Source organism: Pedobacter sp. AC379 (genome assembly GCF_979258145.1).
On the sequence record NZ_OZ409839.1, the window covers coordinates 4,802,853 to 4,825,424 of the forward strand.

At 37.7% G+C, this 22,572-nt stretch carries 13 protein-coding genes and 1 pseudogene; 9 read left to right on the forward strand and 5 right to left on the reverse strand.

The window, feature by feature from the left end; all coding sequences use genetic code 11:
• Positions 1-24: 24 nt before the first annotated feature.
• On the reverse strand, positions 25-2,436 hold the full coding sequence (locus ACZZZW_RS20810) for a carboxypeptidase-like regulatory domain-containing protein (protein WP_055906199.1): 2,412 nt from the start codon (positions 2,434-2,436) through the stop codon (positions 25-27).
• Between the two features lie 463 nt (positions 2,437-2,899).
• Between ACZZZW_RS20810 and ACZZZW_RS20815 the strand changes: the two genes are divergently transcribed.
• The 5 genes from ACZZZW_RS20815 to ACZZZW_RS20835 are packed head-to-tail and all read left to right on the forward strand — an operon-like array spanning position 2,900 to position 10,311.
• Positions 2,900-4,903: an alpha-L-arabinofuranosidase C-terminal domain-containing protein gene (locus tag ACZZZW_RS20815; protein WP_082458677.1), complete on the forward strand. Its 2,004-nt coding sequence runs from the start codon at positions 2,900-2,902 to the stop codon at positions 4,901-4,903.
• Positions 4,904-4,916: 13 nt separating this feature from the next.
• Positions 4,917-6,458, forward strand: a complete 1,542-nt coding sequence (locus ACZZZW_RS20820) for an alpha-N-arabinofuranosidase (protein WP_463496316.1) — start codon at positions 4,917-4,919, stop codon at positions 6,456-6,458.
• A 4-nt stretch (positions 6,459-6,462) separates the two neighbouring features.
• Positions 6,463-8,394, forward strand: coding sequence for a glycoside hydrolase family 97 protein (locus tag ACZZZW_RS20825; protein ID WP_055906205.1), 1,932 nt, complete (start codon positions 6,463-6,465; stop codon positions 8,392-8,394).
• A 5-nt stretch (positions 8,395-8,399) separates the two neighbouring features.
• On the forward strand, positions 8,400-9,335 hold the full coding sequence (locus ACZZZW_RS20830; protein WP_055906208.1) for a glycoside hydrolase family 43 protein: 936 nt from the start codon (positions 8,400-8,402) through the stop codon (positions 9,333-9,335).
• A gap of 1 nt (position 9,336) precedes the next feature.
• Complete coding sequence (locus ACZZZW_RS20835) at positions 9,337-10,311, forward strand: glycoside hydrolase family 43 protein (protein WP_082458678.1); 975 nt, start codon at positions 9,337-9,339, stop codon at positions 10,309-10,311.
• A gap of 554 nt (positions 10,312-10,865) precedes the next feature.
• Here ACZZZW_RS20835 and ACZZZW_RS20840 read toward each other — a convergent pair.
• The 4 genes and pseudogenes from ACZZZW_RS20840 to ACZZZW_RS20855 all read right to left on the reverse strand — a co-directional run bounded on the left by ACZZZW_RS20840 (position 10,866) and on the right by ACZZZW_RS20855 (position 18,319).
• The gene (locus ACZZZW_RS20840; RefSeq protein WP_055906211.1) at positions 10,866-13,211 is read right to left on the reverse strand and encodes a glycoside hydrolase family 127 protein; all 2,346 of its coding nucleotides are present in this window, start codon (positions 13,209-13,211) and stop codon (positions 10,866-10,868) included.
• Between the two features lie 96 nt (positions 13,212-13,307).
• A pseudogene (rhuM, locus tag ACZZZW_RS20845) lies at positions 13,308-14,305 on the reverse strand (RhuM family protein).
• Positions 14,306-14,493: 188 nt separating this feature from the next.
• On the reverse strand, positions 14,494-15,822 hold the full coding sequence (locus tag ACZZZW_RS20850) for a rhamnogalacturonan acetylesterase (protein ID WP_082458679.1): 1,329 nt from the start codon (positions 15,820-15,822) through the stop codon (positions 14,494-14,496).
• Positions 15,823-16,240: 418 nt separating this feature from the next.
• Positions 16,241-18,319 (reverse strand): CehA/McbA family metallohydrolase domain-containing protein, encoded by a 2,079-nt coding sequence (locus ACZZZW_RS20855; protein WP_055906214.1) that lies wholly within the window; start codon positions 18,317-18,319, stop codon positions 16,241-16,243.
• A 165-nt stretch (positions 18,320-18,484) separates the two neighbouring features.
• Between ACZZZW_RS20855 and ACZZZW_RS20860 the strand changes: the two genes are divergently transcribed.
• The 4 genes from ACZZZW_RS20860 (at position 18,485) to ACZZZW_RS20875 (ending at position 22,561) form a co-directional block, all read left to right on the forward strand.
• Positions 18,485-19,321, forward strand: coding sequence for an alpha/beta fold hydrolase (locus tag ACZZZW_RS20860; protein ID WP_055906217.1), 837 nt, complete (start codon positions 18,485-18,487; stop codon positions 19,319-19,321).
• A gap of 615 nt (positions 19,322-19,936) precedes the next feature.
• The gene (locus ACZZZW_RS20865) at positions 19,937-20,557 is read left to right on the forward strand and encodes an insulinase family protein (RefSeq protein ID WP_055906219.1); all 621 of its coding nucleotides are present in this window, start codon (positions 19,937-19,939) and stop codon (positions 20,555-20,557) included.
• Between the two features lie 136 nt (positions 20,558-20,693).
• The gene (locus tag ACZZZW_RS20870) at positions 20,694-22,043 is read left to right on the forward strand and encodes a M28 family metallopeptidase (RefSeq protein WP_463496326.1); all 1,350 of its coding nucleotides are present in this window, start codon (positions 20,694-20,696) and stop codon (positions 22,041-22,043) included.
• A gap of 44 nt (positions 22,044-22,087) precedes the next feature.
• The gene (locus ACZZZW_RS20875) at positions 22,088-22,561 is read left to right on the forward strand and encodes a TspO/MBR family protein (RefSeq protein WP_055906222.1); all 474 of its coding nucleotides are present in this window, start codon (positions 22,088-22,090) and stop codon (positions 22,559-22,561) included.
• The last annotated feature ends 11 nt before the right edge of the window (positions 22,562-22,572 follow it).

Here is a 22,572-nt window from a genome sequence, read left to right on the forward strand (position 1 = left end):
ATTGTTGATTTATCATTCGGGTGATTATTGTACTTTATATGCAGCTTTGGCCGATACAGCCACGCCTTTATCGGTAATTCCATCAGCTTTTATTATAATATTGGTTTTATTGTCGCCATTAAAATAGGTGATGGTTGCCATGCCATTCTCGTTGGTTTTTACCGATGGCGCCCAAAAAACCGTGGTACGCAAATCTTTATTCTGTGTAGCCGGACTATTGTAATTAGGCGCATAAAAAGTTCTGGCCGTGTAGTAACCATTTAAATTAATGTTAAGCAAATCTAAATTCGATCCGCGGAGTGCTTCATCTTTTAAATTTAGGCTGATCACATAAACATCTTTCGCTTCGCTGTTAACCAAATGCCTTACAGTAAGCTGATTGATCTGATCCATAGTTAAACTGTAATAATCAAGTCGCTCAAAAAGGTCTTCCCTGTTATTGATCAAAATGCGCGGTCTTACTTTTTTACCGTTCGATAAAAAAGCAACTCCTTCACCACCTGTACTGTCCAAATCATCTATAGTTTGCGCTCCGTTGGCTTTTGTTAATAAAAAATGTTCCAATCCCTTATAAGAATAATCTGCAGCTGTAATGTTAAAAACCTGGTCGGGATAGCCGAAAGTTGATAAGGTTTCGTTAAATAACAATAATTTTTTGCCTGCATTTGCCTTTATTTCGATATCATTTAAAGAAATTGAATCACCAAACTTAAACTTACGGTTGTAATCCATACGTTTACCAATTTCAGCATTTAACGTATTCGGAATCCCGGCATCAATCTCCTTTAGCAAACTAATATTTAAGGGTTTAATTAAGGTATCAATCTGCAACCAGCCTCCTTTTTTGCCTTTATCATCTTTAGAAGATATTTTTACCGCCTGGTTGCCGTACCAGCTTAACCCATCTAAAAAATAGTGGCCTTCCTGATCAGTTTTTGTGGTATAAAGTTTATTTCCCATAAAATTAGATCCAAATAGGGTAATATTCATGTTCGGAAGCGGTTTATTACCTAATTTTTCACGCACCAAGCCTTTTATGGTTATACCCGGCTCTGGCAGATAACTGATTTTTATTGTTGAATCGGCCAGCTTTTTCCATAGGTAATCTCTCCAGCCCTGGGTGAGTAGTAATAGATCAAGCTGCTTTAAGCGCGATGGATTTTTAAGATCAAAATACTGTGCAGCATTTTTGATTTCTCCTTTTATTTCTGATTGCAACAAGAGGTAGGAGATGATATCATTTCCATCATCAGGCACAAGCCCATCTACAGCAGCCAGTGAAAATGATGTTTTGGCTGGTTGCCCTAAAAAATTTGTTGCTTTTACCTGGATTATAACTTTTTCGCGTGGCTTATAAACTGCTTTGCCGGGCGTGAGCAGAAGATTTACTTTGTTTTCATCCTGTATAAAAATCAATCTTTCGCAGTTTGGCCTTCCAGCCTCATCCAGCAGTGTAATGATAGAAATACCACTCGGGAAGCCCTTTGTGGGTATTGAAACCGATACTAAAGCTTTACTCAGCTTTACAGCACCAGAGTAAATATTGTCGCCCGCATGTTTAATCACCACTGAAATGGTTTTATCTTTCAATTCGTTAAAACTAGGTCCATTCGCTGCAATTGTAGCTTTAATGGTCAGAGAATCTGATGTTACATGAAGCGAAAGTCCTTTTTGAAGAATTAAAGGCATATTTGAAGAGAATTTTTCTTTGCCATAAGCGCCTTCAACCCGATATTTCTCGCCCGCCTTAGGGGTAAAAGCAAAAATACCCATACCTGCTTCAGTACTCTGAAAAGTGGTTACCGTATCTCCTTTTGATGAAATGATACTCCCTGTGGCTTTTACACCATTACCGGCATCATCATTTGTTTTAAAGGCAACAATACTGGATAAACCTTCAACCAAAGAGCCTCCCTCAGGAAAAAAAGCAATCGACTTTTTAAGTGCATTGCCATCAGTTTTATTTGCAGGATTACGGGTAAAGTACGAAGCATTTTCGATGATGTTGTTGCTGATGTGGATCCGTTTTTGGAACACAAAATCATCTCCAAAATTCCGCATCCAGTTCGTATAAGCCCGAATGGCATACCAGCCCGATGGAATGGAATCTTTTAATTTAAAATCGCCCTTGCCAAGTCCGCCATTTAAACGGATCATTTTTCGATCTATAATTTCTGATTTTGGAGAAAGCAACTCTACATACAAATTATTGCTGGTAGCTGTTAAACTGCTGCTTTTTCCGTTTACCAGGTAGGCACTGAACCAAATATCTTCACCGGTACTGTAATAACCGCGATCTACCTGCAGGTAAGACTTTTCAAAAAAAAGCTTAATTGATTTCTGACTGCCACTAACCGGTTCTGCTTTTTGCTGAGCCAAACTGCAAAATGTTATTGCACTTAAAATACCCAGCAAAGTATATTTTTTTAGGTTCATATGTTTTTATCAATCATGTAAACAGAAATTTTGCCCACAAATGATCTACAAAAAAACATAGTCAATACCAGGTTGGCGTAAAAGAGGCTCATTATGTGTAATTGGTTAGCAAATCTCAATTATTGGCCAGATAGCAATAATTAATTGATTCATGTCGAATGTAAAGAGTATATTTTTAATGGGCATCCTGTAGTATCCTGCTTTTTTATGATGACAATATGTTACAAGAAAGATTTTAAAGGTTTAGTAAAAATTAATTTTAAACAGCAACTAAAAAGTTACTTTACTAAACCCTTTTACTACCTAAGTAAAACTTAAGCCCATTTATACCATTTCCTGCCATGCTAAGATTGTAGAATTTACCAACAAACTGAAAGATTGATAAAAAAATAAATGTTTACATGACGTTTATTATTTTAAATATTTTACTTTTACCAATAGAATCTTCCAAATATTAAACCGTATGAAATTAAATTACCCTGTAAAAAGTGTGTTCTATGCCTGTGCAACATGTTTTTTAGCTGGCATCGGATATACATCTGAAGTGCAGGCCCAGGCCACAAAGGTGATTAAAGTTAAAACAGACCAGGTTATTGCCAAAGTACAACCCAACATGTGGGGTGTTTTTTTTGAAGACATTAACTTTGGCGCAGATGGCGGTATTTATGCTGAATTAATCAAAAACCGATCATTCGAATTTGCGAAACCTTTAATGGGCTGGACAATTCAACGTAAAAAACCACAGGAAGGCGAAGTATTGGTGGTAAACCGTAAAGAGGTAAATACTGCCAACCCCAGATATTTACAGGTAAAAAAACAAACTGACGATTTCGAACTCATCAACGAAGGCTTCAAAGGCATAGGCGTAAAAAAAGGTTTGCGCTACGATTTTTCGGTTATGTACCGCCAATCTCAGCCCGGAGTGAAATTTCTGCTGTTGTTAAAGGATGGAAATAATAAAATTATCGGACAAGGAAATTTAACACCCGACCAAACGGGTAGCGACTGGAAAAAGCAATCAGCCAGTTTTACAGCAACTGAAACTGATCCAAAAGCGAAATTCTCCATATTATTTCAAGGCAATGGAAACATCGATCTGGATATGATTTCACTTTTTCCTGGCGATACCTGGAAAAATCGTCCGCAAGGATTAAGGGCCGATATGGTGCAGTTACTGGCCGACATGAAACCTGGTTTTATCCGTTTCCCTGGCGGCTGTATTGTAGAAGGAACCGATTTGGCCAACCGCTACCAATGGAAAAAAACCATTGGCCCAATTGAAAACAGGCAGTTGATTATGAACCGCTGGAATACCGAATTTGCGCACCGGCCTGCGCCGGATTATTACCAGAGTTTTGGTTTGGGCTTTTTTGAATACTTTCAACTTGCAGAAGATATTGGTTCGGATGCTTTACCAATATTAAATTGCGGCATGGCCTGCCAGTTTAATTCGGCTGAAGTAGCCTCGCTTGATGAACTCGATCCATACGTGCAGGATGCTTTAGATCTGATTGAATTTGCCAATGGCGATATAACAACGAAATGGGGGAAAATGCGTGCAGATTTAGGCCATCCCAAACCCTTTAATTTAAAAATGATGGGGGTTGGCAACGAAAACTGGGGGCCACAATACCTGGAAAGAGTAGCCATTTTCACTAAAGCAATAAAGGCCAAATATCCCAATTTTAAACTCATCAACAGTTCAGGTACCGATCCTGAAGGTGATCGTTTTAATTTATTAAACACCACTTTGAGAAATAACAACGCCGATTTTATTGATGAGCATTATTACCGCCCAGCTGATTGGTTTTTAAAAAATGCCGGCCGCTACGATAACTATCCAAGAAATGGAACCAAGATTTTTGTTGGTGAATATGCCGTACACGCAGATAAAAATTTTGTTGGCAGCAATAGGAACAACTGGCAAAGTGCCCTGGCTTCGGCCTCATTAATGACAGGCTTGGAGCGCAATGCCGATGTAGTACAAATGGCCTCATACGCCCCTCTTTTTGCTCATATTGATGCCTGGCAATGGGCCCCGGATATGATTTGGGTTGATAACCTGAAATCGTATGGCACACCGGATTATTATGTACAGAAACAATTTTCTACCAATAAAGGAACCGATGTAATACCAATTACACTTGATGAAAAAAATATTATCGGCCAGGATGGACTTTATGCTTCTGCAGTAACCGATCAGCACAAAAAAGAACTCATTATTAAAATTGCCAATAATGCCGATCAGGTGCAAAACATAGATTTTGATCTTGAAGGGAAAATAAAGCTAAAAAGTAAAGCCATAACGGAGGAAATTGCCAGCAATAACCTTAACCAGCTAAATTCTTTCGAAAATCCGGAAGCAGTAAGCCCGCAAAAAAGCTCCATAAACTTAAAAGGCAAAAAACTGAGCATTGCTTTAAAGCCTTATTCTTTTAACGTTATCAAAATTCCATTTAATCAATAGATTTAACGAAATCATGATGAAAAAACTGCTATTATCTGCCGCTTTGTTCTGCAGTTCTATTTTAGTGCACGCACAAAACGAAACGCAATTAACCATTAAACCTGCGGGCGATCAAATTGTGAGCAAACACATTTATGGTCACTTTTCTGAGCATTTGGGCCGTTGTATTTATGATGGTTTTTGGGTGGGCGAAAATTCGGCTATCCCTAATAAAGGAAGAATAAGGTTGGATATTGTAGAAGCCTTAAAAAAGATTAAAGTGCCAAACCTCCGCTGGCCGGGAGGTTGCTTTGCCGATGAATACCATTGGCGGGATGGCATAGGGCCGAGAAACCAACGGCCGAAAATGGTAAATACCAATTGGGGCGGCGTAACGGAAGACAATAGCTTTGGTACACACGAATTTTTGGATTTATGCCAGATGCTTGATTGTGAACCTTATATAGCGGGCAATGTGGGCAGCGGAACTGTTGAAGAAATGGCTAAATGGGTAGAATACCTGAATTTTGATGGGGTAAGCCCCATGACGGCTATCCGCAGCCAAAATGGAAGAGAAAAACCATGGAAAGTGTCTTTCTGGGGTGTTGGTAATGAAAGTTGGGGTTGCGGAGGAAATATGACACCTGCTTATTATTCTGATTTGTACCGTAGATATGCTACATATGCCCGAAACTACCCTGGTGCACCGTTAAAAAGGATTGCCAGTGGCGCAAACTCTTTCGATTACAACTGGACGGAAACCTGTATGAAAAACATTGGTAACCAGATGTGGGGATTAACGCTTCACTATTATACTATCCCTACCGGAAATTGGGGAACAAAAGGATCTGCAACGAAATTTGATGAAGCACAATACTTTTCGACCATGAAAAACTGTTTAAAAATGGAAGAACTGGTTAGCAAACACGCCGCAATTATGGATAAATACGACCCTAAAAAGAAGGTGGCTTTAGTGGTTGATGAATGGGGAATCTGGACGGATGTGGAACCAGGCACAAACCCGGGTTTTTTATACCAGCAAAACAGTTTGCGCGATGCTTTAATTGCAGGTACCACCTTAAATATTTTCAATAACCACTCCGATCGTGTTAAAATGGCCAATTTGGCACAAACCGTTAATGTTTTACAGTCATTAATCTTGACCGAAAAAGATAAAATGATCCTTACCCCTACTTATCATGTTTTCGACCTGTATAAAGTGCACCAGGATGCCAAATATTTACCGATAACTTTCACCAGTCCTGATTATATGGTGGGCGGTCAAAAAATCCCGGCCTTAAATATATCCGCTTCACAGGATGCTATGGGCGCAATCCACATTTCATTGGTAAATCTGGATCCAAACAAAAAAATTGCCTTAAACACTGTTTTAGAGGGCTTAAAATGGACTTCGGTTACCGGACAGATTTTAACTTCAGCTAAACTTACTGATGTAAACACATTCAACGATTTGAACAAGGTACACAATGCAAAATTTAACGGTGCAAAAAAATCAGGTAATGCACTAAGAGTAGAATTACCCGCTCAATCTGTTGTTGTTCTCGAATTAAAATAGCCTCATGAAATACAAAATCACCAGTGTTATCCTTTTTTTACTTTCAGCCACCCAGGTATTAAAAGGGCAAACAAAATACGACATTCAAAGTCCGGATAAAGAATTGAGCGTTTCTGTCTTTTTAAAAGATAAACAGGTTTTTTACACCATAAACAGAAAAAATGAACCTGTTTTGGCAAATTCTGCAATGGGTTTAATACGTGAGGATACAGATTTTGCTAAAAATTTATCTGTAGTATCTGTTTCAAAAAACGAGGTAATAACAGATAACTATACCTTAAAAAATGGCAAGAGGCTTAAAAATGAATACTTGGCCAATAAAAGGGTTTTTCACCTGAAAAATGCAAACTCAAAAAAAATGGATGTGATTTTTCAAGTCTCAAATGATGGTATTGCTTTTCGTTACTATTTCCCCGATGCAGATACGCAACTTAAAAAAATTACGGAAGAAAGAACAGCCTTCCATTTTTTTCCAAGTACTAAAGCGTGGATGCAACCCATGTCTGTAGCTAAAACCAGCTGGGAAAGTACCAACCCATCTTATGAAGAATATTATCAAAAAGAAATCAGCGTGGGCACACCTGCACCAACAGCAGCAGGATGGGTTTATCCGGCATTATTTAACTATAAAGATACCTGGCTATTGCTTACTGAAGTGGGTTTAGATGGCAGTTACTGCGCAACCCGAATACAGCAAAACTCGCCAGGAGGAAATTATCAGGTCGGTTTTCCAGATGCCAGAGAAGTTTTTACCAATCAAAATGTAAATCCACAATCGGCATTGCCATGGTATACACCTTGGCGTGTAATTGCAGTAGGAAACCTGAAAAAAATTACCGAATCTACTTTAGGTACAGATTTAGCTGCTCCTGCAAAAGCCGATATCAATCCAGATCTTTTTCAATTGGGTAAAGCTTCGTGGAGCTGGATTATGTTAAAAGACAATTCAATAACTTACGATATCCAGAAGAAATACATCGACTTTGCAGCAGACATGAGATGGGAATACTGCCTGATTGATGTGGATTGGGACACCAAAATCGGATACGAAAAGATGCAGCAACTGGCCGATTATGCAAAATCAAAAAACGTAGGCTTATTGCTTTGGTACAACTCGGCCGGAGATTGGAATACTGTAAAATACACGCCAAAGAATAAATTAACCACCCACGAAAACCGCTTAAAAGAATTTGCTTTATTGCAAAAAATGGGCATTAAAGGGATCAAGGTCGATTTTTTTGGTGGTGATGGACAATCGATGATCCGTTATTACCTGGAGATTTTCGATGATGCGGCAAAATTTGGTTTAAGTGTAAACTGTCATGGTGCAACCTTGCCCCGCGGATGGCAACGTACCTACCCGAATTTGGTTACGATGGAATCAATCAAAGGCATGGAATTTATCACTTTCGATCAGAATAATGCCAATGAGGAGCCATTACATGCCACAACCATTCCATTTACGAGGAATATCTTCGATCCGATGGATTTCACACCAATGAATTTATCTGTAATCCCAAAAATTAAACGGAAAACAACCCATGCATTCGAATTGGCCCTGCCAGTAATTTTTCAGTCAGGTGTTCAGCATTTGGCCGAATCTCCTGATGGAATGGCTACAGTACCTGCGTATGTAAAATCCTATTTGCAAAACTTTCCTTCCAGCTGGGACGATACCAAACTTATTGACGGATACCCAGGTAAATTTGTTGTAATGGCGCGCAAGGCAGGCTCAAAATGGTATATAGCAGGGATAAATGGTGAAGGTAATGGCAAAACGGTTCAGATTGATTTATCTAAATTTAACGGTAAAAAAGCTACAATGATCACTGATGGGGAAGCAGATTTTTCATTCAGTCAAAAAGAAATCCGCAGTAAAAACCAGGCGTTTAATATGAAAGCTTTTGGCGGCTTTGTAATTGTTGTAGAACAATAAAGAATATGAAAAAACTAATATACCTGTCCTTATTATTGCTGTCAGTAATTTTAAATACGCAGGCGCAATCAAAAAAAGAAATTTATCTTTTTGCCTATTTTAAAGGCAATGGAGAAGATGGCTTGCACCTTGCCTATAGTACCGACGCCTATAAATGGGCAGCCCTTAAAAATGATCAATCCTTTCTTACCCCTACCGTAAGCAATGATAAACTGATGCGAGATCCTTGTATTATCCGCGGGGCCGATGGCTTGTTTCACATGGTGTGGACGGTTAGCTGGAAAGATAAAGGAATCGGTTACGCCAGCTCAACAGATTTAATCCATTGGAACGAACAGCAGTTTTTACCTGTTATGGCGAAAGAAGATGGTGCAAGAAATACCTGGGCTCCTGAAATTACCTACGATAACAGTACCAAAACCTATATGATTTATTGGGCCACAACCATTAAAGATAAATTTAATGAAACAGCTTCAACTGAAGAAAGTGGATACAATCACCGGATGTATTATGTTACCACAAAAGATTTTAAAACCTTTTCGGAAACAAAATTACTTTACGATCCGGGCTTTAATGTAATTGATGCCACGATTGTAAAAGAGGGTAAACAGTTTATCATGTTTTTAAAAGATGAAACCCGCGAGCCAGCACAAAAGAACATAAAAATGGCACATGCCGATCAGTTAACTGGTCCATACAGCAAAGCAGGGAATCCAATTACCGGAAATTACTGGGCCGAAGGACCAACCACATTAAAAGTAGGTAACAATTGGTTGGTATATTTTGATAAATACCGAGACCATAAATATGGAGCGATACAATCTACAGATTTAAAAAGCTGGAGTGATGTTTCTGATAAAATCTCATTACCCAAAGGTTTAAGACACGGTACCATTTTAAAAATTAAAGAAAAAGAACTTAAAACCTTGCTAAGTCAATAATATGTTCAAAAATTTCAAATTATACGGATCGGTTTTAGTGCTTTCTGTTGCCCAGCTTGTGGCAAAAGCACAAGAGAAAATAATTGTTTCAAAAGGCAATCCCATTATTACCGATAAATACACGGCTGATCCTGCTGCCTACGTTTATGGCGATTCGGTTTATTTATATACCGGACACGATGTGGCACCGGCACCAAAAAATAACTACGAAATGCACGAGTGGTTGTGTTACGCTTCAGCAGATATGATTACCTGGAAAGAACATAAATCGCCACTGAATGCAAAAGATTTTAGCTGGGCAAAAGATGATGCATGGGCTTCGCAGGTGATTGAAAGGGATGGTAAATTTTATTGGTATGTGGCCATTACGCATGGAAGTATCCACGGCAAATCTATTGGTGTGGCAGTAGCAGATAACCCAAGGGGACCATTTAAAGATGCTCTAGGAAAAGCTTTGATTACCAACGACATGACCACTGCCGTGAAGATAACCTGGGATGATATTGACCCGACGGTTATTATCGATGATGATGGACAGGCTTATTTATTTTGGGGCAATCAACAATGTTATTATGCCAGGTTGAAAAAAAACATGATTGAACTGGATGGCCCGATTCAAAAGGTGAATCTACCTGAATTTACAGAAGCTCCCTGGATACATAAACGGAAAGGTTGGTATTATCTATCCTATGCCTCGCAATTTCCAGAGAAGATTGTATATGCCATGAGCAAAAATATTAACGGTCCTTGGGAATATAAAGGTATTTTGAATGAAATTGCCGGAAATTCAAATACCAACCACCAATCGATTATTGATTTCAAAGGTAAATCGTATTTTATTTACCACAATGGCGCAATTAACAACGATGGTGGAAGTTATAGGCGTTCAGTTTGCATCGATTACTTAAATTACAATACCGATGGAACGATGAAACGTGTAGTGATGACGTCTGAAGGTGTTAAAAAAGCAAAGTAATATACTATTTATTATTTCCGTGGTTTGTGTACTCACAAACCACTTACCTCAGGCGTACGTCTTGCTGTACTTGCTTCAGCATCTTCAGTACCAATAACAATACTTTATAAAATAGATTCTGAAACATGTTCAGGAGGACGGATAAACATATACAACTCCGTGGTCTGTGTCCTCACAGACCACTCATCTCAATCATACGTCTTGCTGAAATCGTTTCAGCATCTTCAGTACCAATAACAATACGCTATCAAATAGATCCTGAAACAAGTTCAGGAGGACGAATATACGTTAATGCAATCCCGTGGCCTGTGTCCTCACAGACCACTAATCTCAGTCGTACGTCTTGCTGAACTCGTTTCAGCATCTTCAATACCAATAACAATACCTTATCAAATAGATCCTGAAACAAGTTCAGGAGGACGAATATACGTTAATGCAATCCCGTGGTCTGTGTCCTCACAGACCACCAAGCAAATAACTTAAACACTTCTTGCTGAAATCGTTTCAGCATCCTTAGCACCAATAACAATACTTTATTCACCCACACAATTAGCTTATCTCACCAACCTCACCTCGTATATGTTTGCAATTGCCGATCCCCGATCGGCTACGAATTTCACTTCCAAATCAGTAGTTAAAAGTTCTTTTGAAATTTGATATTCTTGAGTGTAAAATTCATCTCCCTTACTTCCATCTAACTTTACATTACCTATTATGCTACCGTTGATCAAAATAGAAAAACTCCTATTCTTTTCCTTTCCGTAATAAGTTATACTGAGCTTATTTGCAGATAAATCATTATTTTTAAGTACATAACTAAACCATGCTTTACCATTTCTAAAATGCCTCTCCCGGTAGGTTCCGTTATCGGTTTGTTCGCCCTTAAAATTATGATCAGATTCAGGTTGCTGCTCGCCTGGGTTAACCATATCTACTGTTTGTTGTTCAATCTTTAATTGTTTTTCTTCAGCAATTTTAATCGCATTTGCGCGCTCTGACAATGCCTCAGCACTACTATACGGAAAATAAACCACATAGCGTTTATCAGACAAAGTGTAAAAAGGAACTAACTTTAAAGATTTGTATTTTGGTTGATAAATCGCATTTTGAGCGTTGAAAGTTAAACTCTTTTTATCGGTTAGGATTATTTCGCTTTCCAAGGCATTTTTAGTTCCGGTAACCAGTGGCGCATCGCTGATTGGGAATAAAGCACCAGAAGCAATATGCCCCATTCTACTGCCGTCGGCTGTTAAATTGGGCTGATTTAAAGTATCTATAGAAGCCGCAAGTACAATCGGTCCGTGGAGAAAGGCCACCCAATCAGAGCCATCGGGCATAAACTCGGTAGTGGTATGCATCGGTAGCGAAATATTTAGCACATCGCCTGTAGCCCAAACACGGTCGATACTTGCATATCCATTTGCTTCACTTTTAGCATTTACTTTTTTCCCGTTCACCGAAAATGTCATTTTTCCTTGCGCTAGCCAGCCAGGCTGGCGGATATGCAGCGCAAAACGCTGTTTGTTTTTCAACTGAAGTTTAACCGTACTATTCTCAGCATCTGGAAAAAGTGTTTGCTGTGTAAGTTTGATGCTTTTTTCTGTCCAATTTAAAGTTGAAGGAATAAAAAGGTTTATATATAAATCGTTTTTATTGTGTGCGTAAATCAATTCTCCATATTTGCCATGATTTTCCAATCCCGAGCCAACACAACACCAAAAACTTTCCTGCGGACTTGAATAGGTTCGGTAATGCCCCGGACGCATGGGCGTAAAATACACAAAACCACCTTCAGGCCTTTGCGACGAAAGGATATGATTATAAAGTGTACGTTCGTAATAATCGAGATAGGCGTTAGAAGGATCAGCCAAAAACAACTGTTTGGTTAGCTTCAACATATTGTAAGAATTGCAGGTCTCCGGGCCCTCACGCGATTCAATCATCGAAGAAAAGTTATTGGCCGGGTGAAAATGTTCCCTCACACTGTTTCCACCAATGGCAACTGTACGGTGCTCTACTACGGTTTTCCAAAAGAAAGCTGCAGCGTCCGCCCAGTCGGTATTTTTACTTTGCAAAGCAATTTCCTCAAAACCAATTACCTTAGGAATTTGTGTATTTGCATGCAAGCCATTTAAGGCATCAGTATTTTTTAGCAACGGATTTAGGATAGATTGGTCCGAAAACTGTTTTGCTAGTTTAAGATATTTTTGATCACCCGTTATCGCATAAACATGTGCAAAAGTTTCATTTAAGCCTCCATGCTCGCTTTTTAACAATTCTTGTACTTGCTGATCAGATAAGTTTGAAACCAGATCTAAACACCAATCCGTTAATTTAATGAGCATCTGCTTTGCCTTTGCATTGCCCGCAACCGCATAAGCATCGTAAAGGCCAGCGTAAATTTTATGGATGTTGTACAAAGGAACCCATTTTCCATTTAAAGAGAAACTTGATGATTTTATATTTCCAGCTTTGATCTCCTTCCACATTTCTTTCCCCCCTGGAATGCCCGCTAAATAACCATCGCCATTTTTTAGTTGACACTTCTCCAGTTCAGCTATCATATACGCTAACCGTTCCTTCACCCTGGCATCGCCAGTTGAAGCATACATTAAAGCCAAAGCCGATAAATAGTGCCCGCCAATGTGTCCATCCAACCCGGTATTTTCCCAATTGCCATAAGATGTGGCTTTCGGCTGAAGCCCTGCCTCTCTTAAATAAGGAGCTAAAAGCCGATCCGGATTTAAAGCAAGCATGTATTTTTTATCCGTTTCCTGAGCAAGCTTAAATGGTCCATCGAGCAGCCTTATTTCTGTTAAACTGAAGGGCTGCAGGTTGTTTTGTGCAAAGGCCGTTGAGTAAAAAGCGATAAATACGACAGCAGTAATTATTTTTTTCATCTTATTTAAATTGGCAATAAAAACGGGTACTATAGAATTTATGTTTTTTGAATGCTAAATGTGTTATTTCTGGTAAACAGGATAGTTAGCCATAAACTACTTGTTAGATTTTTTATGACTAAGTTTTTTTGCCGTTACTTCTATCTGCTTTAGAAAATCCTTTTCTACCACCGAAAGCTCGTTTTTTGTTTTTTCTTTGTATTTCTCATATTCATCATTTGCTTTTTTTAGAGCTTGCTGGTGACTTACAGTCCCTTTATTTTTTAAAACATCGTTTCCTGTCATTCTAATAAAGTCATCTAAGCGCTCATCCAGTCATTCATATACATAGGTCTTCGATTCAATGCCTGTAATTCTGCAAGCTCTAAATAGGCCGTAACCATTCTATTAAGTACATTTAGTTCATCTGTATTTAAATAGTTCTTGGCAATTTCTGTTTCTTGTTTTGTTGGGTTAACTCCTTTAATGTTTGTCAACCCAAGATTTGGTTTCATGTAATCAATGCGTTGATAGATAATCTCAGCTGCTGTATGTCCATGTGCGGCCCAATGCATTTTATTTTGAACAGTTTGGAAAAACTGGACTGATATTTCCAGTTTAGGATCATAATCAATACTTGTAGCATAAATATCGAGTACTTTTCTCCAAAATATTTTCTCCGAAGAACGGATGTCGCGAATACGGGTTAATAATTCATCAAAATAATTTCCACCACTTTCCTGCTTCAATAAATCATCATTCATTGTAAAACCTTTTACAATGTACTCCCGTAATCGGACAGTTGCCCATTGACGAAATTTTGTTCCCTGCAAACTTTTTACCCGATAACCTACAGAAATAATCACATCAAGATTATAGTAATTTGTTGGTTTGGTAGAAAAATCGGAAATTCCGATTTTTCTCATAGATTCGTCGATTTTTAGCTCATTCTCATTATAGATATTTAATATATGCTCATTTATGGTAGAGCGCGACTTTTGAAATAATGTAGACATCTGCTCAATAGTTAACCAAACCGTTTCATCTTCTAATCGGGTTCCTATTTTTGTTGTTCCGTCTTCTGTTTGATATATAATAATTTTGGTTTCTTCCATTATTAACTTTTACCTTAAGTATTTAATCAGATTTTATTGGTTAAAGTTAAGTTATTAACTTTAGTTGCAACTAAACCACCATTCAATCATTATTTAACTGCAAAGCCGAAGTTTTGTATACTAAATTTGAAATTGGAAATCCTCCATAAAACCTAATATTACCAGGTAAGTTTAGCATTATGCTTATGCTAATTCCCATCAGGTTTTACTACACTACTTTTAGGGCTCTCCGGCCAATGCCAGTTGGAAGGGTTATCAGGTTTTGCAGGATCAAATTTTGGCAAATCATCTACCAAATATTTTGCAATGCCCAATTTTTGCTCCTTAATGCCTAAAATGATGCATTGAGCGATTTCATAGGCACCGTAAGGATTAAAGTGCGTATTATCGGCCAATGCCTTATCCTGACCGGGATAACTGTTGGCTGGATAGTGAACAAATGCTTTTTTTGATGGTTCTTCGCCTAAAGCATTAAAAAGTGTCGATGTCATGGCGTTCAAGTCAATAATCGCAACTTTCTCTTCAGCGGCTACCTTGCGCGCTGCCTCAGGAAAATCCCCTAAAGAATTTACAATTTTCCCGTCAGCACCGAACGATCTTCTGCTTGTTGAAGTAACCACAACCGGGATTCCACCCTTTTTCTTCACTTCTGAAATATAGGTTTTTAACCTTTCTGTATACGATTTGTAAGCACCATCATTTGGACCTTTATCCTTTTGATCGTTATGCCCGAATTCTATAAACAGGTAATCTCCAGGCTTCATTACACTTAAAATCTTTGCTAAGCGTTTACTCCCCAAAAACGAACCAAGTGTTAAGCCCGATTCGGCATGATTGGCGATGGCAACTCCAGGTTTAAAAAAACGTGGAATCATTTGTCCCCACGATGCCCAGGGTTCATCATCCTGGTTTACCACAGTTGAATTTCCGGCCAGAAAAACAGTAACCTCATCTTCAACTTTTGTAATATCGAGTGCTTGTAATGCAGTTTGATGATCAAATTCCAGTGTAAGTTTATCATCCCAGTCGAGTTTACTGAGTTCACGAGGTTTTAGCGAAACCACTTGCCCGTCGTTAATGTGTTTATCTTTAACGTTTACAATAAAAGTTTTTGTTACCGATTGGCCAGCAGCGGTTGTTACATTCTCAAGCATCAATCTTCTTGATTCGGCCTTTACCGTGCTTAATGCACCTGTTTTTGGATCGCCAAAAGTTACCGTGATTTTATAATTGCCTTCGGGAACTGCTACCGAGAAATAAAATGGCTGATTACTTTTTACCAAATCCGATGTTAAAGAATTCTTTCCCCCGCGGTCAATCCCCTCCACTTTCGAGTCAAAATCAAAACCATAGCCTTTTTCTTTGGTGTAAGCATCGGTAGGTAAAACTTGCGTATATCCCTTGGCAACCTTTCCAGGTCCGAAATCAAATTTATAACCTGTTTTTTGCTGTGCCTGTACTAAATTGGCCATTAAACCAAGAAAAATAAATGGTTTAATAAACTTTTGAATGCTCATATGGTTTGTTTTTATTCAATCTGTTTTGGAATGAGATAATCCAGATTGCTTTCTTTTAAAATTTGGTTAAATAAACGTCTATCAGACATTTATTAACGAATATATAAAAACAATTCCCATTTAAACCCTAAGTGCACAGAACATTTAAAAATTTAATTTTATTTGTTCATAATCCTCTCAAATAAAGCAGCATTTGGAAATTATTAATACGAATTTTGTTCAAAAATTCATTTAAAATAAAAGGAGATTATTAAAAAATCTGCTCACTTCATTCATCATTCCCCCACAGGAGGGAATCTTAAAGCTAATTACGATTTCAAGTTTACTACAATTTGAATATTCAATAGAAAAATCATCCTCTCTACCAGAGCATTGGGAAGTAAAGAGATCATTAAACTATGTTATCAAATAAAAACCATTATTCCAACCAAACCATTTGTGTAAACGCACCATTGGTTGCAATATCCCAGGCCTCTACCCTAGCCCATTTACGGCCTTTCAAATTTACCGACCAACTAAAGTCCTTTTTACCAAAAGCCTTGGTATTGTTCAAATTAATGCGATCGCGGTATACCTTTACCCCATCACCCGAAACTATTTCTACAAAACTTAAAGGAAATGTCCAGTTGAGTTGCATGTTTATTGTTGCTTTACTGCTATTATCAATCTTCAAAGTTTCTCCAGCACCTTTTCCGTTAATATTAAAGCTTGGAATCAATACTTCACCAGTTGATACAAAAAACTTTCCCTTTTGCATTACATCTAAAACTGGCTGCCATCCGTCGGTATAATTAGGCACTTTATCCAACTGTAAATAATTTACATTTAAGTGCGCATACATTTCATTTTGCCCGGTAATGGTAAAGATATCCGCCTCAGAGATTACATGTTTTTTTAAACCCCAATTGGCCATATCATCCATCAGGTTCAATACCCTTTTACTTAAAGTGGGTAACGACAAATCGCCGGGAATAGCCTTCCATGCAGCACCCAGAAAAGTTTCCGATTTAAAAAAATCTTCTTCCTTGTATTTGTCCGGATAACCGGTAGATGCTTTGGTTCGCGCATGGGCAGTCCAGGCTAAACCATGTTCCTGCTCCAATAATTTAAGCATTTCTGCTTTATCATTAATGCGATAAACTTTACCATATTTTGGATCATTACTTTCGAAAGGCTGATCAGTTTTCCTCGACATAATCCAGTAAATCGGTTTAGGAAAAAATGCCAGCCAATGGCCGCCATAAAAATTATTTGCTTCTTCGCCAGGCAGCAATAAAAAATTAGGATCAGATAACCTTTTCGTTTCCTTAAACAACGCATCCAATTCTTTTAACCTTATAGAATCTGGTCCTTTTGGATGACCAGGGCCATGAAATTCAGCCAGCTTTACAATATTTAAACCCGTTTTCTTAAGTACCTCAACAAATTCGGGTTTTTCAGGAATGGGTTTCCCACTTAGCACCACATCCGAAATAAATTCATTATGAAAGTGGCTCGCCATTGTTTTATAGCCTGCTAAAGGTGCGTAAGTATCATTATGGGTAAATTTTTTAACCTCAGCTAAAGTTTCAGCTGCCTTGCCTGTGCTTAATAAACAGAAAAAATTAAGTCGCTGTTTCGTATTTGGCGGTGCATTAAACCATGGCACATAACGTTTATCGCCCAACGGATCTTGACGGATGCCTATTCCATAATCAGCTATTAAATTTAAATAATTACTCCCTTTCCAGGTAAATTTTAGGTTAAAAGCCTCATCTAAGGGATAAAAATATTGATGTGGCGCAGGAAACAATGCCAAACTACCGCCATTATTTTCGCCAATTACCGTACGGTATTTTACCTCCAGGTTTTTACTTTGATCGGTTTTAATTCCTTTTTCATGTTGAATGTTCCCCTTCACATCACTCCAGGCTACATTTGCCCATACTTCCTTTTTACTGGTTAAACCTGCATCATATAAAATAGCTGTTGAATCTTTTTCGGTAGATACCACCGCAGCAACATTAAATAAAGGACTTCCATTGTAAAAAGTAATTTCCAAATTGCCCTTAAATGGTTCACTATAAATACCGGCTATTTTTACAACAGTTTGCGCACCATGGGTAGCCACACTGGTAAGTCCTTTATTAAACTTAACAGCATTTGTGGTATACGGCCTGGTTGGCACGCGATCGAAAAACACATCCCATCCACCGCTCGAAGAGCTTAATGTACGTTTACCTACACGTAAAATAAAGGCAGGATCGAGATTAGCGGCAATTTCTTTAAAAGCATTCTTTTTACCCAGCAGCAAACGTTTAAATAATGGTTTTGAAGGGTCGAGATCTAAAACCATCTTTCCAAAGTTACCGTTACCTACTGGCCAGGTAAGCATGAGTTCCTTTTTATTTGAGGAAACCAGGGTTCCATTTTGTTTAAAAGATTTTAAATTAACCTGACCTTGTGCATTTATTACGCAGGAAAAAAATATTAAAAAGGAGAAAACAGCAATTTTCATAGGGAAAATAAGGTTTTTATTGGTTAGCGGATGAAGGGAAAGATAATGATTATGAGCAAAATATCTATTGTTCATTAAAAATCCAGTGCTTCTTGTTCATTATTTCTTTTTTTTAAAATAGTTGATAACATTCCTTATCTTGATATTAATTTAAAGCTGAGCAAATTGAATCACATACTTGAAAGAAATAATGTAAAAATTTTGGGTGAAGGCACCCAGGTAATGTTGTTTGCACACGGCTTCGGCTGTGCCCAAAGTTCATGGAAATTTATTACGGATGCTTTTCTTGCAGATTATAAAGTAATTTTATTTGATTATGTGGGTTCTGGAGATTCAGACATGAGCCAATACGACAAGCAAAAGTATGCAACTTTAGAAGGTTACGCATGCGACGTAATCGACATTATTGAAGCACTAAACCTAACGGATATTATTTTTGTTGGGCACTCAGTAAGCAGTATGATTGGTATGATTGCCGCTTTACAGATTCCTGAAGCCTTTAAAAAACTAATTTTCATCGGTCCTTCACCAAGATACCTGAACGATGGAGATTATATTGGTGGTTTTAATACCAGTGACATTGAAACCATATTTGAACACATTGCCGAAGATTATGTTGGCTGGAGTAAACAACTTGCACCAGTGGTGATGGATAATCCATCGAAACCGGAGCTATCAGACTTTTTACAGGAATGTTTCGAAGCAACTGACCCAAGCGTTGCACTTGCTTTTGCAATGGCCACTTTTAAAGCCGATTATAGAGATAAGCTAAAAAACCTTGAAATACCAAGCCTTACGCTACAAAGTTCAAACGATATAATTGCTCCCCTTTCTGCAGGAGAGTTTATCCATAAAAATACGCCAGACAATTTTTTGGTTGTAATGAAAGCTACCGGTCATTTTCCTCACATCAGTGAACCTGAGGAAACAATCAAAGAAATAAAAGATTTTATCGAAGAAATTAGCTTAAAATCAGCATCCGATCACTTATACGCCTCTTAACAATCAATTAAATATCAAAAGGGTAAAAGACCTGCAATATTTGTGTTAACGCTTTAGCATGTTCCAAATGATTAACAGCTGGTACTGGATCGTTATATTTTCTTTACCCCAACCATCAATTTAATTTAAGCTGCTAGATCAACTTCCCTATTTTCTGTTCATAAGCTGCACTTATTAATCCTGATTCTTCTAAGTTAAAGTTGAGGAAGAATTAAAAACTCCTGCCAGCTTTATCTCTTATTATAGCAATGCTTCATTTTTCCTATCAAATTATAGTAATCTGCTCAATTAATATTAGAAATCAAGCATTCAAATCATTGCTTCCTCGATATAAAATTTCAGAACACAAGTTTGTGATACACAGTACAATTATCAGATTAATATCACAAAAATGACAAAATAAAACCAGCAGGAATATTTTGCCTAAAAACTAATGAACAAAATGAATAAAATCTATATTTGCAGAAAACCATTCGCATTTTCAGCACGTATATACGCCCGTTCATCTAGGAAATTTGCTTGTCAAACCCTCAGATATAGCCCAAAAAATGAATTTAAGCTTGATTTCAATTAACACACAAAAAAACCATTATACACAAAAATCGAAAGAATAAAATGAACAAAATTAAAACTATCGCCATTGCATCACTAAGCATCCTGTCTATTTATACTGCTAAAGCACAATCTTTTAAAGAACCTGTTGGCTATAAACTTAAAAATGGCATGAACATCATTATTTCAGAAAATGACCGTTCACCAAAAGCGTATTCGAGCTTCACACTTGATAATAAAGCTTTCACTGATAAAAAAGACGGAGTTGTTGAATTGTTAAATGCGGTATTAAACGAAAACGTAACTAAAAACTCAAACATCAGTTTTAAAGATAATAGCGGTAAATTGGCTACCTCAAATGCAGATCTTGAAAAAGATTTAACCGCAATGGCAAATTTAATTGAAAACGCGACTATAGATAGAAGTACTTTCAATACTGCAAAAGCAAAATTAATTGCCAGCTTAAAATTGCAGGATTATGATTACGATCAAACTGTAAACGAAAAATCTATCAACGCATTAACACTTGCTGATGTTCAGGATTTTTATAAACAAATTACTCCAGAAAAAACTTTTCTAACAATTGCTGGTGATGTAGAATTAAGCACAGCAAAATCATCTGCTAAAAAAGCTTTTGGCAACTGGAACAAATCAGAAATTGTAGCTTCGGCTATTTCAAAATAGTATTATAATGTCGTCTATTAGCCCTTTGATTAGTCTCAAAGGGCTTTTTTATGCCCAAAATGTTACAGAAAACCTCATTTATTGCGATTTTTTTTACTGTATCATTCAATATATTAGCCTTCTGAATATTATTTTGATGAAAAAACGCTATACCTTACTATTAATTGCCTTTACAAGTTTATCTGCATCAGCACAAACCGTGGTAAACCGCAATACAGATATTGATAAAATGGTAAAATCTGTAAATCAGGATTCCTTAAAATCATATATCAGCAAAATGGTTGCTTTTGGAACAAGAAATACGCTGAGCGACATTAAAAGTAAATCGAATGGAATTGGTGCAGCGAGAAACTGGGTTGTAACTAAGTTTAACCAGTTTGCCAAACAAAGCGATGGACGGCTTACCGCATATTTAGATACCACAACCTTTAAACCAGATGGCAAAAGAGTAGATCAGCCAACGTTGCTCGGCAATGCAGTTGCCGTATTAAAAGGTACCGATCAAAATGACAAACGTGTGTATGTAGTAAGCGGGCACCTTGATAGCCGTGTTACCGATGTAATGAACAGAACCAGCAATGCACCCGGTGCCAACGATGATGGCAGTGGTGTAGCAGGTGTAATTGAGGCCGCACGGATTATGAGCCAGTACAAATTTGCTGCAACCATAATTTTTGTTGCCGTAAGCGGAGAAGAACAATCGCTATTGGGTTCAGGATTTATGGCTGCAAAAGCAAAAAAAGAAAACTGGAATATTGATGCCATGCTGAACAATGATATGATTGGCAGCAACAACAGCAGCGAAACCCAAATTATCGACAATACTAAACTGCGCGTATTTAGCGAAGGTTTACCCAGCTACGAATTGGATAAAAACGCGAAAAGCATCCGTCAGTTCGGTTTAGAAAATGATGGGAAAAGCCGTCAGTTAGCCCGATATGTTAAAGAAATTGGCGAACGCTACGTAGATCAGTTAGAAGTTAAATTAATTTATAGAAACGATAGGTTTTTACGTGGAGGCGATCATACACCTTTTGTAGAAAATGGATTTACAGCTGTACGCATTACTGAAATGAACGAAAATTTTGATCACCAGCACCAGGATCTGCGAACAGAAAAAGGTGTAAAATACGGCGATTTACAGGAATTTATGGATTTCGAATACCTCCGTAAAAACACAGGGGTAAATATCGCAGTACTGGCCAATCTGGCAAAAGCACCCACCGCACCCACCGAAGTAAAAGTGGATGTTAAAAACCTGAGTAATTCTACCTTTTTATATTGGAAAGCACCTGTTAATGGCAATGTTAAAGGTTATTATGTTTTAATGCGCGAAACCAGCAGTGCAGTATGGGAAAAGAAATTTTTTACCACCGCAACAGAAATGAAATTACCTTACAGTAAAGACAATTATTTATTTGCCGTACAAAGCGTTGGAAATGAAGATAATGAAAGCCTGCCTGTAGTACCTGGGATTGGCAGATAATAAAACTTTTAGGTTTTACCATTGTTTAAACTCAAATTTACGGCATGAAATTTAAACCACTGGCTTTTATTGTTAATATCGCCATTACTTTGAGCATTGGCGCTTTAGGCGGATGGGCAACTTTTCAATCTGTTAAAACATGGTACCCGACGTTAAATAAACCTTCTTTTAATCCGCCAGACAAGCTTTTTGGACCAGTTTGGACAACATTATATATTATTATCGGTATAGCTGCTTACCTGGTTTGGATAAAACGCGATAAAATTGTTCATTTTCCCCGTACCGTTGCGATCTATTTTATCCAGTTAATTTTAAATTTAGCCTGGTCATTTATTTTCTTCTACCTGCATGAGGTAGGATTTGCCTTAGCCGAAATTATCCTATTGTTGATTATGATTGTGATTAACGGCTTGGTTTTCTATAAAATAGATAAATGGGCAGGGCTGATTTTTATTCCATATTTACTTTGGGTAAGTTTTGCCACTATTTTAAATTATAACATTTTCATTTTGAACTGATTTTAGAAAGA

What these genes read in the sequence shown, in the direction of transcription:
- ACZZZW_RS20825 (WP_055906205.1), top strand. Translation starts at nt 6,463, where the DNA reads ATGAAATACAAAATCACCAGTGTTATCCTTTTTTTACTTTCAGCCACC.
- ACZZZW_RS20815 (WP_082458677.1), top strand. Translation starts at nt 2,900, where the DNA reads ATGAAATTAAATTACCCTGTAAAAAGTGTGTTCTATGCCTGTGCAACA.
- ACZZZW_RS20830 (WP_055906208.1), top strand. Translation starts at nt 8,400, where the DNA reads ATGAAAAAACTAATATACCTGTCCTTATTATTGCTGTCAGTAATTTTA.
- ACZZZW_RS20840 (WP_055906211.1), bottom strand. Translation starts at nt 13,211, where the DNA reads ATGAAAAAAATAATTACTGCTGTCGTATTTATCGCTTTTTACTCAACG.
- ACZZZW_RS20855 (WP_055906214.1), bottom strand. Translation starts at nt 18,319, where the DNA reads ATGAAAATTGCTGTTTTCTCCTTTTTAATATTTTTTTCCTGCGTAATA.
- ACZZZW_RS20810 (WP_055906199.1), bottom strand. Translation starts at nt 2,436, where the DNA reads ATGAACCTAAAAAAATATACTTTGCTGGGTATTTTAAGTGCAATAACA.
- ACZZZW_RS20865 (WP_055906219.1), top strand. Translation starts at nt 19,937, where the DNA reads ATGAACAAAATTAAAACTATCGCCATTGCATCACTAAGCATCCTGTCT.
- ACZZZW_RS20875 (WP_055906222.1), top strand. Translation starts at nt 22,088, where the DNA reads ATGAAATTTAAACCACTGGCTTTTATTGTTAATATCGCCATTACTTTG.
- ACZZZW_RS20820 (WP_463496316.1), top strand. Translation starts at nt 4,917, where the DNA reads ATGATGAAAAAACTGCTATTATCTGCCGCTTTGTTCTGCAGTTCTATT.
- ACZZZW_RS20835 (WP_082458678.1), top strand. Translation starts at nt 9,337, where the DNA reads ATGTTCAAAAATTTCAAATTATACGGATCGGTTTTAGTGCTTTCTGTT.
- ACZZZW_RS20870 (WP_463496326.1), top strand. Translation starts at nt 20,694, where the DNA reads ATGAAAAAACGCTATACCTTACTATTAATTGCCTTTACAAGTTTATCT.
- ACZZZW_RS20850 (WP_082458679.1), bottom strand. Translation starts at nt 15,822, where the DNA reads ATGAGCATTCAAAAGTTTATTAAACCATTTATTTTTCTTGGTTTAATG.